2 protein-coding genes are annotated in these 19,300 nt (G+C 44.7%); both read right to left on the reverse strand.

Annotated elements, in window-relative coordinates:
- Positions 1 to 64: 64 nt before the first annotated feature.
- Positions 65 to 7,843, reverse strand: coding sequence for an amino acid adenylation domain-containing protein (locus GOP56_RS04855; RefSeq protein WP_163244691.1), 7,779 nt, complete (start codon positions 7,841 to 7,843; stop codon positions 65 to 67).
- Between the two features lie 15 nt (positions 7,844 to 7,858).
- Positions 7,859 to 19,267: a hybrid non-ribosomal peptide synthetase/type I polyketide synthase gene (locus GOP56_RS04860; RefSeq protein ID WP_163244692.1), complete on the reverse strand. Its 11,409-nt coding sequence runs from the start codon at positions 19,265 to 19,267 to the stop codon at positions 7,859 to 7,861.
- Positions 19,268 to 19,300 lie beyond the last annotated feature (33 nt).

The following is a 19,300-nucleotide window of genomic DNA, read 5'->3' on the forward strand; positions in this document are numbered from 1 at the left end:
GTGTCTATGTCAGAGAAAGCGGGCAACCAGCCCTTCTACGCCGGCTGCCCCTTTTATCGTTCCATTACACAGGTGAATGATGATAGAAGGAAGTAATCTTTTTTGAACTTTCTTGCCATTGACCAACAATTTCTTCCCATTCTGCTTGTGTTGGCAGGGTAAGATCGGCTATTGTTATCCGTTCATTTTCCGCTATTTGGCCCAAAAGATGAACAAAGCTCGCTGCAATGCGCTTCGCGGTATCCGTAGCGTACAGCTTAGTAGCATACACTAAGGAGAATTCCAATCCATCTGGTCTTTCTTCCGCAATCATTGATAGATCGAATTTGGCTACAGGCTGATCAACCGGATACACCGAGATCGTAAGTCCGTCCAACTGTAGCTGGGGAGTTTCAAAATTGTTCAGGGTAAACATTGTGTCAAACAAAGGATTACGGCTCAGGTCAAGCTCAGGGTATATCTTATCGACTAGACTTTGGAATTGATAATCCTGATTATCGAATGCCTCCAGAACATTTTTCCTTACCTCTTCTAAAAAAGCCATGAATGTCTGAGAATCATCCACTTTTTGACGCAACACTAGGGTATTGATAAACGAACCTACTACATGTTCTAAGTCAGTATGAGGTCTTCCGGCGACAGATGTACCCACGCTAATATCTGATTGACCGGCAAGTTTGGAGAGCAGAATGTGATAAGCTGCCAATAAAGTCATAAACATGGTTGAGTTCGACTTCTCTGTAATAGTGCGGAAGGCACTCCACACCTGCTCATCTGCATGAAAGACAATCTGCGCCCCGGCAAAAGACTGGATAGGCGGCCTTGGGTAATCCGGCGGAATGTTTAAAATAGGAATTTCACCCTCAAACTTGCTCAACCAGTATGTCTCTTGCTTTTTTACAGCCTCAGTTTGTAGCATCTTGTTTTGCCAAACGGTAAAATCCTTGTACTGAACAGTCAACCCCGGCAACTCTGCACCATGATATAGCTGCATGAAATCACCCAGGATGATACTAATTGACAGTCCATCAGAAATGATGTGATGCATATCAAACAGGAACAGATGAACATTCGGCGCTATCTGAATTAGACCTGCCCGAGCAAGCGGGGCCTGCGCAAGTTCAAATGGACGAATAAACAACTGCGCCACTTCGCTTGCTTGCTCCTCTTCCATTTCTAAATAGGTGACATCTAGCTCTACTGTGTCTGCGATGCGTTGAACGAGTTCGCCATTTACATATTCGAAAGAGGTTCGCAGGGATTCATGCCGATCTACAAGCTTTTGCAAAGCTGTAGCAAAGAGCTCTTTATTCAAATGTCCTTCGATTTTTAACACGCTTGGCATGTTATAGGCAGTCTCTGCTCCCTCTATTTCCCGTAGCAAATACATCATTTTCTGAGTCTCTGATGTAGGATAGTGCTCCTGTTTTGCAACTGGCTCAATAACTTTATAGCTCTCTTCCTCCGCTCCTATAATCAGCTTCGCGAGCTTACCGATGCTGTCATTCTGGAAGAAGATATCGAGCGGAATCACCTTTTGGAATGTCTTGTGAATCCGTGCCAACAGCATGATTGCGCTCAAGGAATTGCCGCCTATGCTGAAAAATGGATCATTCACTCCGATTTTCTCGATTTTCAATAGACTTTTCCAAATATCTGCTACTATTAATTCTGTTTCAGTTGTTGGTTCTTCAAAAACCCCTAGCTGTTCGTCCTGTCCATTCGGTTCAGGTAACGCTTTGAAATCAATTTTTCCATTCACTGTGACCGGAATCTTGTCTAGAGATACGAAATGGGAAGGAATCATGTACACAGGTAATGAGAGCGACAAATAATCGACTAGCTCATTTGTGTTCCATGTACGATCGGACACGATATAGGCGCACAAATATTGGTGCCCTTCGCCATCTTCTCGTGCTATGACGACTGCTTGGTCAATCTCTTCATGCTGTTGCAGATATGCCTCGATTTCACCGATTTCAATCCGATGTCCCCTGATTTTTACCTGATTATCAATCCGACCTACATATTCAATAACACCGCCAGGTAGCCAGCGTCCCGTATCTCCTGTACGGTACATTTTCTCTCCTCGGATAAACGGATTTGCAACAAACCGCTCGTTAGTCAGTTCTGGCCTGTTGAGATATCCTCTAGCAACACCCGCTCCTGCGATAAAGATTTCTCCTGTTACCTCAGGCGGAAGAAGATTCGCGTTCTGATCAAGAATGTAAATCTGCTGATTTGCAAGTGGAGCCCCAATCGGTACGGATGTCCTTTCATCCAAGTGATCCGGATTTACATGGTAGTAGGTAGAGTCGACGGTGCACTCCGTGGGTCCGTATACATTCGTAATTGCAAAGGATTCGCCCGCGAATCTGGTATACAGCCCTTTGACAACACTTTCTCGTAACGGCTCTCCGCCGACAACAAAGTGCTTAACCGTAAGCTTATGTTCAATTTCAGACACGGCATTCTGCAGCATCGACAGATGAGTTGGTGTACCATCAGCCATATCAATCTGGTTCTCTCTGTAAAAACGAAGCAGTCCTTCCCCGTCTACGCGAATATGCTCCGGCACGAGGTACAAGGTATGACCAAGCAACAACGCACCGTAGATCGGCTTTACAGACATGTCGAAGATAAACGGGGCTATCTGCGCTATGCGCAAGCAACGATCGTAGGCGTTGTGCACAATATCATGTAAACTCATGACAAAATTTGTGACGTTTCGATGTTCCACCATGACCCCTTTTGGTTTACCTGTCGAGCCAGAGGTATAGATGATATAAGCGAGATCCTCAGATTTAGCTGTATCCGGCAAGTTTGTGGCATCCCCATGATATAAATGGGGATCATCCAACAGGATCGTCTCGTATTCGCTGAGGGAAGACTGTTTGGTGGAAGATAGCGTAAGCAAAATTTTAGCTCCACTGTCCTCCAGCATGTAGCGAACCCTTTCCTCTGCAAATGTGTGGGAAATGGGCAAGTAAGCTCCTCCCGCTTTTAGTACAGCTAGCATGGCAATAATCATTTCTATGGAAGGCTCTGTCATGACTGCAACCAGATCATTAGTCTGCATCCCGCGTTCGCGTAGATTCCGCGCAACTTGATTTGCTTTTTCATTGAGTTGCTTGTAAGTAAGCTCGCTCCCTTGAAAAACAACTGCGCTACGCTCAGAATGTTCACCTACCATTTTTTCGAACATTCGGTGCATCACTACATCAGTCGGATAGTCCGCTTTATTTTGATTCCAAGTACGTAGCAACAGATGCTTTTCCTTGTCGGCAAGAATTTGTTCCTTAGCGATGACGGCATTTGGTTTGTCGGCAATCAGTTGCAGGATGCGAAGATAATAATCTAGCAGGCGTTGCACATCTACGCTATCTAACACTGCTTCACTGTAGGCTATCTGAATTTCTGATTGTCGGCGGATATAAAACTCAAACACGCGATGATCGACAATGTGCTCCTCCAATTGCCATTCTTTCTCCTTCAGCGCGATTTGATCCTTGCCCTCCAACTGATCAAAAACATGGAAATCTATATAGCTAAAGGTAGAATCAAAAAATTCACTGCCAGCATCTACATCTGCGGCCATTTTCGTAATCTCAAACAATGGGAGACGTCCATACAGCTTCAGATCAATCATTTTTTGATTCATCTGTCTAAGCAAGTCTATCCATGTCATCTGTGTCTTTAGCTTGACTCTTACTGGTACAGTATTTAAGAAACAACCAAGGATTTGGTCCGCCTTCTCACACTGTGGTCGATTGTGCTCCACCAAGCCCACCGCAATGTCATTCTCGTAGGATAGCATGTGAAGCATCATGCTATAGGCTGTAAAGCAGACCGTTTTCAGATTGGTCTGATTCGCCGCAGCAATACGCTCCAAACGCGTTACCAAATCAGGATCAAGTGGATGGATGAGCTGATGCATACGATTTGTTTCATCTGTGTTCATTTTTTTTGGAAAACGGAAAAGCTGCATATCGTTTAGTTCATTTTGCCAATAATCACGTACTTCTGGACTGTTTTTGACAATCATCTGATCTAGAATAAATGCCTCGTAGTCATGCGGTAGCCATTCAGGAAGATAGCTGTCATCCACTCTTAGCTTCGTATAGGTATTAGAGAGCTCTGTGATAAAGGATGCCACACTCCAACCATCCAAAATCGCATGGTGGAAAATCATGCACAGTACATGCTCTTCGTTGCTTACCGTAAAAATTCTCAACTTCCACAGTGGTTTGTCTAAAGCGAAAGGTACCTTTCGCTCTTCAGACAAATAATGATTGATAGCCGTTTCTTGATCGTACTCATTCGTTATGTCCATATGTTGCAAATCAAGATGGAACGCTTCTTGCTTGTGAACGATTTGAATCGGCTCAGGAAAATCCTGTAGGTTAAAGGTGGTCCGTAAAATCGAATGTTTTTTCACAAGTAACGAAACAGCTTTTTGAAGCAGGTCGAGATTAAATTCTCCATCTTTAAACGGATACAGCATTTGATCATGATAGACTGCCTTTTCAGCATTTTTTCCTGAGGCGTATAGCATTCCAAATTGGATATCACTCATCGGGCAGATGCTTTCAAAATCCTCCGGTAATTTTTCAGCCAATGGAAGCTTGTCCACTATTTCAGTCTGCCATTCCATAAGCTTCGCTTTGGCCGTATTCCATTGATCACTCCAAGCAGGTGTCCCGTTTTGACGAATCAATTCGGACTGTTTTCGAATAGTAGGCAACTTATACAGATCCTGTACGCTTACTGCCGTTTCCAGTTGGCTATTTACCGCTGTTAACAACCGAAGCACCTTGATGGAATCTCCTCCAAGTGCAAAAAAGTCCTGAGTTACACCAATTCGCTGATTCTCCAGATCAAGCACCTGTTGCCAGATGTTCTCCAGCTTTTCCTCCGTCTCATTTTCAGGAGGAATAATCTGAACATCGCTCTCCAGCTCCCAATCGATCTGCAATAACGCGTTTCGATTCACCTTCCCGTTTACGGTTACGGGAATTTTTTCGATTTGTACAAAACGAGCTGGCATCATATATTCAGGAAGCTTTTGGCTGATGTGCTCGCGTAACTGAGCTGTTGTTACTCTTTGCTGAGCGGTGAAGAAGGCATGCAACTGGTTTTGTGCATGGCGATCTTGAATCGCCAACACGACAACATCTGTCACATCAGGGTGTTTCAGTAATATATTTTCAACTTCACCAAGTTCGATCCGATGTCCACGAATTTTGACCTGCAAGTCCATTCGTCCCAGATACTCCATATCACTTGAAGGTAAAAACCGGACTAAATCTCCAGAGCGGTATAAACGTTCCTCAGGCTTATACGGATTCGGTACAAATCTGCTCGCGGTCAACTCTGGCTTATTCAAATAGCCACGTGCAACACCCTCGCCTCCCACATACAATTCTCCGGGCACACCGATTGGGACCAGCCGTTGCTTTTGATCCATCACGTAAGCTGTAAGCGTAGGGATCGGTTTACCGATGTTACTTGCATTTCGTTTCATTTCTTCCTTTTGAATTTCCTTGTAGGTAACGTGCACCGTGGTTTCTGTAATTCCGTACATGTTAACTAATTTGACGTCTGGATACATCTCATGCCAGCTTGTCAGCATTTGAGGTTTTAGTGCTTCCCCGCCGAAAATCACGTAGCGAAGTGCATCCAGTCCTTTCACCTGATTCTTGCAAACAAACTGAATGAGGTTAGCAAATGCAGAAGGCGTCTGGTTGAGGACGGTTACCTTTTCTGACTGAAGGAAGTGGCTACATTTTTCTGGATCGCGCACAGCTTCTTGGGATACCAGAACTAGCTTACCTCCATAAAGTAATGCCCCGTACATTTCCCACACGGCGAAGTCAAAGCTAAACGAATGGAATAAAGCCCACACATCATTATGGTCAAATTCAAATAGGTTCCGATCGTTATGCAAAAGGCGAACGACATTTTTATGTTCGATCATTACGCCTTTTGGCTCCCCTGTTGAACCCGATGTATAAATGATGTAAGCAAGCTGCTCTGGGCTGTCAAATCCATTCAAATTGGAGGTATCATAATGTTCTATTGCCTCATCGGAAATAGTAACCAGTTGCCAGGAATCCGAGAGTGCTCCCGCAAGAGCAGGATGAGTAATAATCACTTCCGGCTTGCTGTCCATGAGCAAATATGTAATTCTTTCCTGAGGATACTCTGGATTAATGGGTAAGTACGCACCCCCGGCTTTTAACACACCCATAATGCTTACCACCATATCAATGGATCGATCCAGCATAATCCCTACTATACTTTCAGAACCCACACCCCTGCTTTGCAACAAACGTGCAAGCTGATTAGCTCGCTCGTTTAGTTCACGGTAAGTTATTGTTTGTTCACCATTTACTACAGCGATTCGCTCTGGATGCCTAGCTACTTGCTCCTCGAATAGCCCGTGGATTGTTTTCGTTGAAGGATAGCCTGCTTGTGTACGGTTGAATTCGGTTAATAGCCTGTCTCTCTCTGTTTGCGAAAGTAACTCGATTCCATCCACCACTGCATTCGGATTGTCTGCGATTTGTTGCAGGATGCGCAAGAAGTAGGTAGCAAGCTGATCTACGGTCTCCTCCTGATAGACATGGGCATTGTATTGCAATTTTAATATCGCCATCTCATCAGGAATTACAACTGCCATGAAATCAAATTCTGTCTGTTCAGAGATTTCAACGTCTTTAATGGAAAAACCGAGCTTCGTCTCTTCCCCTGCCTGTGCGATAGCTTGATCTGCTGGGTAGTTTTCGAAGACGAAGATATGTGAAAATAAATCTTTTTTCAATTCAGATTTCTTCTGAATCTCACTCAGCGCGAGATAACTGTGAGGCTCACTTTCCAGAGTCGATCGTTGGACTTCGTGTAGTAGCTCTGCAATTGACTGATTCCCTTCTGACTTGATCCGTTTTGGAATTGTATTGATAAACAAGCCCACCATATCTTCGATGCCCGACACCTCGGCTGGACGCCCCGATACAACCGTTCCAAATACAACGTCATCCACATTATTCATTCTTTGTAATAGCAGTCCCCACGCCGTACTAAATACCGTGTTCAGTGTCACCTGTAGATGGTTGGCAAGCTCCTGTAGCTTTGCCGTAGGAATGGTGTAAGACTTTTCGTTACTTTCTCGTTTCTTCCCTTCTGAATCACTGCGATAAACAGGCAGGATAGCTTGATGCTCGTAATCATCTAGGTATTCACTCCAAAAAGTCGCGGCCTGCTGTTGATCTTGTTCCTGAAGCCACTGAATGTAATCTGTATAAGCAGGAGGTGTGTCATCTGGTAAAGGATGGCCATCACGCAGGGCAAGATAAATGCGGGCAAAATCGCGAAAAAGAATCCCAACGCACCAGCCATCCATCAGGATATGATGAAAGCTCCATATAATCGTATGAGCTTGTGGAGCATTTGTCAGAATAGCAACCCGCATAAGCACATCTTTGGAAAGGTCAAATTTTCTGTCGCGGTCTTGTTTTTTCCATGCCTCTATGTAGGCTATCTGCTCTGTCTCAGGCATCTGAGACAAATTCTTATGGATTACCTCAGCAGGTCGTTGTTGCAAAACGACCTGCAAAGGTTCCTCCACTTCCTCGTATATAAAGATGGTACGTAAAATATCATAACGTTCAACCAGTTTTTCCATACTTGCAGCAAATAGGGCCACATCTAGTTCGCCTACTACTGTCATTGTCATCTGCTCAACATACGCTTCTGAATCCCGATCCATTAAATAGTGTAGGAGCATTCCCTCTTGCATAGGAGCAAGAGGGGCAAGCTTGGTAATCTCTATGTTCTCATTCATCTGAAACCTCCGAATTCACAGTTTTCTTGAGAGCAAGTTTTGCAGCTTGGAAAGACCTTCGATCGACATTTTTGAATAGCCCAAATCTGATGGAGTGACAGTTGTTTCCTCTTTTTTCATACAATGCTCGATGATGCTTAGCACATTCTTGTTCAAGCTGGTCAGCAACTGCAATATCGTCTCCTCGTTATATTCCTTGCTGTTGTAAGTAAGCGAGAGAGTAAACTGACCTCGCTCCACCATGCCGATAAATTCGAGTGAATGCTTTCTGATATATTCTTTGCTGATCGCTTCTCCAGTGTAGTCAGGTGAGATTTGTACAAGATGCTCAGGCATGTCCTGATCGAATTGTCCCAGGTAGTTAAAGCTGATTGGCGCAGTGTAGTTAAGTGACTCATCCTCGTTATCCTCTGATCCATATCTAAGAATTCCATAGCCAATCCCGTTTTTTGGAATTTGACGCAAACTCTGCTTAGCAAATTTGATCTGATATTCCAAATCCTCTGCCCGCTCTGTTGAAAGAAGCACCGGATATATGCTGGTAAACCAGCCTACTGTTCTGGAAATATCCAGCTCAGGCAGAATATCTTCTCTACCATGACCCTCTAGGTCAAGCAGAATTTTGTCCAGTCCGGACCACTCTTTGATAGCCAGACCAAGCGCCGCAAGAAGCACATCATTTACCTGCGTGTTATAGGCCTGATGAATGTGACGCAGTAGCTGGTCTGTTTTTTCAGGATCAAACGTAAAGGACTGCGTCTTGGTGTCTATTATTCTGTTCTGGTGAACGACCGCATCTACTGGAAGCGAGGAAACAGGCGTCTGTACCGTTTTTCTCCAATACGCATACTCTTTTTTCAGCCTTTGGTTTTTGTTATAGGCTGTAATCTGCTCCGCCCATTGCTTAAAGGAATCTGTTTTCTTTGGAAGCTTAATTTCCTCTCCCTGTTGTATCTGTTGATACGCTTTGGCGAAATCCTCCAAAATAATTCTCCAGGAAACCCCGTCTACAACTAAGTGATGAATGACGAGCAACAAATGATCACCGTCCACACTTGTAAACAACCCTACTTTTACCAAAGGACCTGTTTTCAGCTCAATACTGCTTTGCAATCTATTCGCATGCTCCTCAACTTTTTGTGCAAAGTCAGGATCATCAGCAAGATCAACAACCTGAAACGTAAAGAGCTCCTCCTCCATGCCACGGTTATACGGGGTTACCCGATTCTCCTCGAAGGTAAATACCATACGTAAGGCATCGTGGTGTTGCAGTAACGCCATAAGAACCTCTTCCACCATCCTCGGATCAAAGCCCTCTTTCCGATACAGCATGATAGCGTGATTATAATGATGAACATCGTTTCGTTCACCAGTAAAGAACCAGTGCTGAATGGGAGTCAGCGGAGCATGTCCCGTGACGATGCCTTGTTCGCTTTTTCCACTCTTCTGTTTAATCAGTGGAGCTAATTCTGCAATTGTTTTTCGTTGAAAGAGATCCTTCACCTCTAGGTGAAGCAGTCTTTCCTTTAGACGGGCGTTCATCTGAATCGCCTTAATGGAATCTCCTCCCAAAGCAAAAAAGCTATCATGAACACCAATCGTTTCAACTCCAAGCACTTGTCTCCAAATATCAGCAAGAATCTCTTCTTTTTCGGTGCGAGGTAATACTAAATTTGTGTCCGAAGATAAATGGGTATGCGGTTCCGGTAGCTTTCGTTTATCCACCTTACCATTTACTGTAAGCGGCAGCTTGTCCATCCGCACTATGTATGCCGGAACCAAATAATCCGCAGCGTTTTGCAGTACATGCTGTTTGATCTGAGCTGGTGCTACTTCGGAATCAGGTACATAGTAGGCGCAAAGCTCATTGTGTCCCTGAGCACTTGTTCTGACGACCACAACAGCATCGGAAATATTCGGATGTTCCAACAGTTTAGCTTCAACGTCCGCCAGTTCTACACGGTGTCCCCTGATTTTGACTTGTCCATCTGTTCGACCGATGTATAAGAGATTTCCGTCAGGCAACCGCCTTGCCAAATCGCCTGTCTTATACATCCGTGCTCCTGGAATATACGGATTAGACAGAAAACGCTCGGCTGTCAGGTCAGCACGGTTATAGTATCCTCGTGCTACTCCTTCTCCCGATATATACATCTCCCCAATACTTCCTACGGGAACGGGCTGAAGATATGGATCGAGTAAGTAAATCTGTACGTTATCGGCAGGCATTCCAATTGGGACAGAGCCTTTGCTATCTCTCTCTTGATTGAACACATAAATCATGCAGCCAACTACCGTTTCGGTTGGCCCGTATTCGTTGTAAATTTTCACTCGGCCGTTAAACCGCTGAACTGTTTTCGTTGCCAGCTCTGCTTTTAAATCCTCCCCGCCTACAATTAATTTTTGTATGCTAGAACGTGAGCAGTCTAATCCCTCTAGCGTATGCAGATGGGAAGGAGTCAATTTCACGATGTCCACCTGATTGTCCTCTACAATCTTGCGGATAACCGTTGCTTTGTTCTCTTCCGAGTAAATGACGATTCTGTTTCCGGAAACCAATGGCGTATAAATCGAAGTAACGGTCAAATCGAACGCCGGAGACGAGTACAAGGCAAAATCGAGCTGTTCCCCCTCGAGATATACCTTTTCTGCCCAGCAAATATAATTGGTCAGACCTTGATGTGTAATCATGGTTCCTTTCGGTTTCCCAGTCGTCCCTGAAGTGTAAATAAGATAGGCGAGATGATCTGAATCCACCGATTTTTCTGGATTAGATGGGTCACCCTTATAGAGTGCCGGGTCATCGGCCATAATCAAACGTCCTGAAAAATCGGTCAAATTCGCCAAATTGGCTTGGGTAATGATGATCTGTGCCTGACTGTCTTCCAATAGATAATTGATTTGCTCTCGTGGATATTGCGTATCTATAGGTAGGTATGCTCCCCCCGCTTTCATTACGGCCAGCATGGAAATAACCAATTCAAAGGAGTGATCTAACATAATCCCTACCACTACCTCTTTTGTTACACCAGCTTGTTGTAGGACTCTTGCCAGTTGGTTCGCTCTGTCGTTTAGTTCGCGATACGTAAGCTCTTGATCATCATGTACCAAGGCTACTCGATCTGGCCCCTGCTCTACCTGACCCTCAAACAAAGAGCTTACTGTTTGTTTTTTCGGATATGATATAGACGTTTGATTCCAGTCGTAGATGATTTCGTCCAGCTCTTCACCCGCAAGCATTTCAATTTCACATAGCTTTTGATGTGGTTTTTCTGTCGCTTCACGCAAAATAGCTAGGAAATGCTTGTACATACGTTCCACCGACTCACGTTTGAATAGCTCGGTGCAATATTCCATGGTGACAGACAAATCCTGATTCCACTCTGAGACAAACATCGTTATATCAAATTTGGCTACCTGAAAATCGAAATCATAAGGAGTTACGCCATACGTGCCCTTTTGCAATCGTTGATCATCTATGCTCTGCATGACAAGCATGGTATCGAACAACGGATTTCTGCTGAGATCTCGATTGATCTGTAGCCGCTCTACTAAGCTTTCGAACGGATAATCCTGATTTTCATAGGCTTGCAGTACACTTTCCTTTACCTCATACAGAAAATCGTAGAAGGTTTTATTTCCTCTAGGTTCATTTTTTATCGCTAGAGTATTCACAAACATACCGATCACCTTTTGCAGTTCCAGATGATGTCGTCTGGACACAGGTGTTCCTACGATGATCTGCTCATCTCCTGTGTATTTGGCTAACAGGATATTATAAATGGCCAGCATCACCATATAGGTTGTTGTTCCCGTTTCCTTGGCCAGCTTTTCAATTAATTGACGATCGGACTTGGAAATCTCAAACGAAATCCGATCACCTGCAAAGCTCTGCACTGCCACCCGCGGGTAATCTGTAGGCAACTGTAAAATCGGAATTTCGTCCGAATATTGCTTCAGCCAATAGTCCTCCTGTTTTTTCATGTCGCCTGATTGTAGAAAGCCTTCATACCAAACAGCAAAATCTGTGAACTGAATGTCAGGAATCACCCTCTCTTCCTCATGGTACAAAGAGAATAAATCCTGCATGAGTATCTGAAGTGACAAGCCATCAGCAATGATGTGATGGATGTCAAAAACCAGAAGATCTTCTTCCGACTTAGTACGGAACAATCCAACTCTCATCAGGGGAGCCTTAAACAAATGAAACGGGCGAATAAACGATTGAATTTGTTGATTCCATTCATTCTTCTCCACTAGTTCAATTGTTAGTGAAATTTTCACAGCTGGATGAACCCGCTGAATCGGTAGACCATCTTTGAAATCAAAGGATGTTCGTAGCATCTCGTGCCGTTCTGTCAATTTGACCAATGCTTGCTCCAATTTCTTTGCATCCAGTTTATCTTTGAGAACATAGGCACTCGGCAGATTATAGGTGATGCTACCGGCCTCCAATTCCTGAAGAAGATACAGCCTTCTTTGAGCTGGAGTAACAGGATAATGTGTCTTTTCATTCGATTTTTGAATAGACAGGCAGTTTCCGGTTTCTATAGCTTCAAGCTGTTTAGCGAATTCTTGTATTGTCGGTGCTTGGAAAATAACACTGATCGGAACCTTAATCTGAAGGCGTTGTTGAACCTGTCCTATCATCAGAGCTGCCTTAAGAGAGTGGCCTCCTTTTTCAAAGAAATGATCGGTTATACCCAGCTTCGTATCGCCAAGCACCTCTTGCCAAATCTCCACGAGCTGTTCCTCTAGTTGGGTTGCTGGCGGCGTATATTCCCTTGAGGTAAATGAATCGGCTGTTGGCTTTGGAAGGGCTTTTCGATCAAGCTTTCCATTCATAGTCAACGGTAACGCATCCATAATAATGAAGCAGACTGGAATCATGTAATCTGGTAAATGACGTGATAAATACTCACGCAGTTCCGTAACGTCGAACGGCTGCTCCTGAACATAATAGGCACACAGATTTTTCTCTCCGGTGTTATCAGTGAAGTCGATGACAGCCGCTTCTTTTATCTTGGAGAAGCTTAGAATTTTCTCCTCAATTTCACTTGGTTCTATTCGATATCCACGAATCTTCATTTGATTGTCAACCCGTGCAAGATACTCTATATGCCCATTCGGTAACCATTTCACTAAATCTCCCGTACGGTACATGCTTCCTGAACCAAACAGATTTGAAACAAACCTCTCTGCCGTAAGCTCCGGCTGATTCACGTATCCTTTAGCTAAGCCCGAACCAGCGATACACAGCTCCCCAGAAACACCGATAGGTACAAGCTGGTCGTAGCGATCTACAACGTAATAACTCACCCCTGGGATTGGTTTGCCAATATCCACCTTATCTGCTGTCGTCAGATCGCTTACAGACGCCCATACTGTCGCTTCCGTAGGTCCATACACATTGTAAATCTGAGCTTTAGACAGACCTTGTATCTGATGGAGCAACGTCTCAGATAAGAATTCTCCGCCGATCAAAATGGTTTTAATCTGTGAAAGCACCTCTTTGCATTGCTCGTTACTCAACAACAGGCTCATGCGAGACGGTGTTATTTGCAACAATTCTATCTGCTGCTCCATGATTAATTCACTCAACGCAAATGGGTCTGTTTGCTGTTGTTCATCAGCGATTACCACCTGAAGACCTTTTGTTAGCGGTACAAGTGTCTCCAAAACAAAGATGTCAAATGAAATGGTTGTCAACGCCAAAATATTTTTGTTTTGTTCTAAAGGAATCGCTTCTGTCATTGCCTGTATAAAGTGAACGAATGCACGCTGTTCAATCATGACCCCTTTTGGATTACCAGTAGAGCCGGATGTATAGATTACATACGCAAGGTCTTCTTCGCTTGCCTTTGAAACCACATTTTGCTCGCAAGTTTCTGATTGAACAGACAGCATGTTACTATCAACAACTTCGCATGGCAGCTCAAATCGCTCGATAATAGGTGCCTGTGATAGGACGAGAGTCGCATTGCTGTCCTCTACCATAAAGCGAATTCGTTGGGCTGGAAAAGCTGGATCAAGAGGAAGATAGCATCCCCCACTATGCAAAATACCCAGCAGGCAGACGATCATATCCACCGAACGATCTGTCATTAGACCAACGACACTTCCTGGCCCGACGCCCTTTGCCTGTAGCATTGCCGCTACTTTCATCGCGCGTTGATGCAATTCTGCGTATGATACTTTTTCACCATTACATACAACTGCGGTTCGATTTGGTGTTTTTTGCGCCTGAAGCGTTAGTAACTGTTGAACGGTCATTCCATCGTGATTACTAGTATTGCCTTTGTACTGAGTCTTCTCTACCAATAGATGTCTTTCTGTTTCCGTCAGCATTTGAATCCTATAAATTGGCATGGACGGGTTGGAAACAATGCTTTTTAGGATTTGCACAAAATGCGTACCCATTCGGTGAATTGTTTCCGGTTTAAAAAGCTTCAGCGCGTATTCTACGCTTACACCCAAACCATCGTCCTGATCAGAAATCATCATTGTGATATCATATTTTGCCTTCGTAGCATCAATCGGATAAGGCGTAACAGCGATCCCTGGGAGCTGTAATTCTTCTGTGTGAATGGTATGCATGATAAACATCGTATCAAACAATGGATTGCGGCTGATATCACGCTGTACGTTCACTTGTTCCACCAATTCTTCAAATGGATACTCCTGATGCTGTAATCCCGCGAGCACTTGGTCCCTGACTTCGGCAACAAACTGATTAAACGGCTTGTCTCCCTGTGGACGACTTCGCAGTGGCAACGAATTGACGAACATCCCTATCATTGTTTCCGTATCCTTGTGTAGTCTGCCCGCTACAGGAGAGCCAATGACGATATCCTCCTGCCCACTGTATTTAGATAGTAAGACATAATAGGCGGACAGTAGTAGGACATAGAGTGACACTCCTTGACTTGTGGCCAATTCCTTCAATGCATTCTCTAAATCAGGAGGCAAATAAAACTCATGTACCTGTCCATCGTAGGACAAGATCGGAGGACGGGAATAATCCGTCGGTAATTGTAGAACGGGTATTTCTCCAGAAAACGTTTGTAGCCAGTACGCTTCGTGCTGTTTTTTGATTTGAGAGCTCTCGTTTCCTTTTTGCCAAGCAGCATAATCCTTGTAATGAACACGCAGTTCAGGCAAGGTTTGACCTTGATAAAGTGAACAGAATTCCCGGAGCATAAGATTAACTGATTCTCCGTCTGAGATGATGTGGTGCATGTCCACAAATAAGACATGCTGCTCCACAGACAATTCAAACAGGCCTACCCGTAATAACGGTGCACGATTCAGATCAAAGGGTTGGCTATACTGATTGATTTGTTCTGATAGGCTTGCCTCATCTGAATGGAAGAAATCTACCTGAAACAACATCTCGTCATGAATTCGTTGTACAACGATATTTTCTCTCATTTCAAAAGAGGTTCGGAATGCCTCATGCCGGTTAACGATCGTCTGAAATGCTTGAGTGACCGCCTGTTTGTCAAGGGGCCCCTCCAATTCAACAGCCGCCGGCATGTGATAAGCTAGCTGTGCTCCCTCAAATTGGCTGAGTAGGAAAATGCGTCCTTGCACGGACGATGCTGGATAAAACTCTTCCCTAGGAATGGGAGGAATAGATCGGGAGCTATCGCTTTGACTGCTTTTGCCCTCCTTTGCTTCCAGATAAGCAGAAAATTCTTCAATCGTCTGACACTCCAGCACCTTGCCAATCTCGACAGTGATTCCATAATTCATTTGGAATGTATTTACCACTCGCATGGCATGAAGAGAATCTCCACCAATCTCATAGAAGCCTGCCGTAACCTCTATCTCCTCATATCCTAGAACCTCGCCCCATACATTGGCCGTTTTTTGTTCGGTTTGAGAATAAGAATTGTTGGCACGTCCAGCCAGCTTCACCTGTTTGCGGGCAGGTTCGATCGCAACAGCGGCTTCAGCTACTGCGCTGCCTGCTGTTTTTTTACTGCCTACGATTTGAAGCTCATCGGCTAAGGCAAAGGGAAGCACTTGTTGCTGTAGCAGCACATGATCGAACCGAATCTTCCCAATAAATACACGACTGATCTTTTTGGACATCACCTTCTGAAAAGCAGCAACAGCCAATGCAGTTGAAAGAGGGACAAAGATCCCGTTCTCATCATTACCAGCCTCAAATGCCATTCCCGTTTCCTTCCAAGCAGACCAATTAATCGTGATTACCGGTTTGTTCTGTTTTCTTCGATAATCCGCAAAAGAATCCAGATAGGCATTCGCAGCCGTGTAGTCAGCCTGCCCCGCGGAGCCGAATAAGGAGGTTCCTGAAGAGAAAAGAACAAAAAAGTCTAGCTGATCCTGCTCTGTCAGCTTGTCTAACAGCCATGTTCCCTGAACCTTCGGGGCCAACACTGCCGAGAACTCCTCAGGTTCTTTGCGGATGATAAATCCGTCTCCTGGAAGGCCTGCGCTGTGGATGATTCCGTCAATTCGCCCAAAACGTGTCCGCAGGTCTTCTAGTACATATTGCAAATCAGCTTCTTTGGATACATCTGCCTGATAGTACAAAATCTCGCTACCCATCCGCTCTATTTCCTGAATAGCTGTGAGCTTACGAATTGTTTTTTGGCAAACATCATTTCGAGTAAGCATACTGTCCCAGTCATCTTTTTCAGGTAAATAAGAACGACCGAGCAAAGCCAGCTTCACACTTTGCTGTCCAGCCAAATACTTGGCAATCGCGAGCCCTAAGCCGCCGGTACCACCAGTGATCAGGTAAACACCGTTTTCACGAACTGTCACATCACAATCGGCAGAAGCGGAAAGAGCCTTTCTGCGAAACTCTTCTACATATCGTTTTCCTCTACGATAGGCGACAACTTTACTTGTCTGCTCTTTCGTAGCTTCAAGCAGAAGTTCCTTTACACCCACCATCTCGTCAGCATCCACACACGTACTTACCAACTGAGGATACTCTTGCTGGATTACTTTTGCTAAACCAAAGAGTGTTGCATATTCCGGATTGAGTGTACTTTCCGCTCCTGTCACCTCATGCACATTGTGGGCGACTACTGTAATGCCAAGCTTTCTGGCTACATTAGAATGAGCAACTAATTGTTTTGTTAACGAAAATAAACTATGAACGCCACGCATCTGTGCAAGCTCAAGCTCGGACAAAGCTTGTATACTCTTGTGATCCGTTACGCCAAACATATGGAAGACATGGCCGATATCACGTGAGTCAAGCTCCTCTAGCAAACGGCGATAATCCTCTTCCTTGGCGCTTAAAACAAACTGGTGTTCTGTCTGTTTTTCAAAACATGCTCCAAATGAAACTTCAATGACATCATTTCCCATTTCACGAAGCTGTCGTGCCAACTGATCGCCTAATTCCCGTTCGTCCTTCAAGATTAAAACCGCTCCAGCTATGGTCTGTTCACTTGCTTCGTCAACCATCGCTTCCTTCCAGCCTACTTCATAGAACAAGGAATCCTTTAGTTCCTCAGCTTCATCCTTGACCTCTGGTATCTCAATCCAGCAACGCTTCGGTTCAAATGGATAAACGGGTAGGCGACTCTTCTTATACGCTGCACTAGAATAAAGCACATCCCAGTCTATGGAAGCTCCTTGCATATAAAGGAGAGCTAGCTGTAGATAGATTTCTACCCGCTCCGATTTATCCGCTTGTGAAAGCTTTTCGAGCAACTCGACTGCTTTTCGCGTTGCCTCTTGACTTTCCTGTTTGGCATAGCCATACCCGGCAGTAGCGATATCTCCCTTTTGGACAGCATCCGCATCCAGTGAAGCAAGGGCCTCCTGAAATTCACCCGGATGGCTTAATACCAGTGCTATCCTGTATTCGTGGTGCCATCTTCCAGTATTGGCAGTGTGGCAGGCATCAGCTATCTCGTTTTCGTTTAATGTACGGCTAAAGCTCTGATGCCTCCTAATCAGTTCCGCCAAAGCAGCAGTAGATTTCGCAGATAATGTATAGAGGTGAGGCCATTCTAGAGCTGTTTCTATGGCTGAAGCAGTTGGGGCTTCCTCCAGCACCATGTGACAATTGGTTCCACTCATCCCAAACGAGCTAACGCCGCACCGTCTCGGCTGCCCATTTGTCTCCCAATCGCTAAGCATATCGTTTACATAAACAGGTGAGTTTTCAAACGGAATGTTTCGATTGGGCGTGGTAAAATGCAAGGATGGCGGTAGCTTTTTGTTATACAATGCCAATACCGCTTTTACAAAACCTGCTATACCCGCAGCATTGTCCAAATGACCCATGTTTGTCTTCAAGGAACCAATCGCACAAAACTGACTTTTCTTTGTAAACCTGCGGAATGCTCTGGTTATTCCGTCAATTTCGATCGGGTCTCCTAGCTTGGTGCCTGTTCCATGTGCTTCGATATATCCAATGCTCTCCGGCTCGATTTTTGCTTGCTTCCAAGCGCGGAGAATCACATCCTCCTGAGCAAGGACATTTGGGGCCGTAATTCCCACAGAGGCACCATCCTGATTGACGGCACTACCTTTGATCACAGCATAAATATGATCGCCATCACGCAGCGCCATTTTTAACGGCTTCAGCAAAACCGAGACAATCCCCTCGCCCGATCCAGTCCCATCTGAGCTGTCGTCAAAGCTTCGCGCTCGTCTATCTGAAGAGTCAATGTTTAAGTCAACACTTAGTGAGCTAAGCGGCAAAAGATCAATCTTCACGGCCCCAGCTAATGCCATATCGCACTCCTGATTGCGTAGTGCCTGGCAAGCCTGATGAACAGCGATCAATGAAGAGGAGCATGCTGTGTCAATCGCCATACTAGGCCCTCTAAAATCTAGTAAATACGCAATTCTACTGGCAATCATGGTCGGAATATTTCCGACCATTGCCATCTGTGCCAGTTCAGGATCAATTTCAGTGATCATTTGGTAATAATGATTAGCCTGAAAACTATTGATTCCAACAAACACACCCGTACGACTGCCTGTTATTCTAATTCCGCCATAACCAGCGTCCTCAATCGCCTCCCATGCACTTTGCAAGAACAAACGCTGAGAAGGATCGATTGCACTTGCCTCTTTAGGCGATATACCGAAAAATGAGTAATCTAAGGTGTCCACTCGATCTAAATAAGCCGCCTCCAAATACTCGCCACCCTGCATCCCTGCATGCCGGACAAACGCCTCTGCATCGTTTCTCCTCGACTTGGGGAACGGACCGATACAATCGATTCCGTTTGCAATGGTTTGCCAAAACATATCTTGATTTTCTGCCAAGGGAGCCTTCACGGAAATGCCAATGACAGCAATCTCATCATGAGTGACGTTACTTTCTTCCTGCTTGATACGTTTCAACAGCTCAATAGCCGTCTGTTTTTCAATGCTACCTATCGTTGACTGCTCGATGACGTATTTCAAGAGATTATTCATTTTCGTTTAGATCACCTCTTTATTCTCCGCATG

The organism is Brevibacillus sp. 7WMA2 (assembly GCF_010748895.1).
Lineage (GTDB): Bacteria > Bacillota > Bacilli > Brevibacillales > Brevibacillaceae > Brevibacillus_B > Brevibacillus_B halotolerans.

What these genes read in the sequence shown, in the direction of transcription:
- GOP56_RS04860 (WP_163244692.1), bottom strand. Translation starts at nt 19,267, where the DNA reads ATGAATAATCTCTTGAAATACGTCATCGAGCAGTCAACGATAGGTAGC.
- GOP56_RS04855 (WP_163244691.1), bottom strand. Translation starts at nt 7,843, where the DNA reads ATGAATGAGAACATAGAGATTACCAAGCTTGCCCCTCTTGCTCCTATG.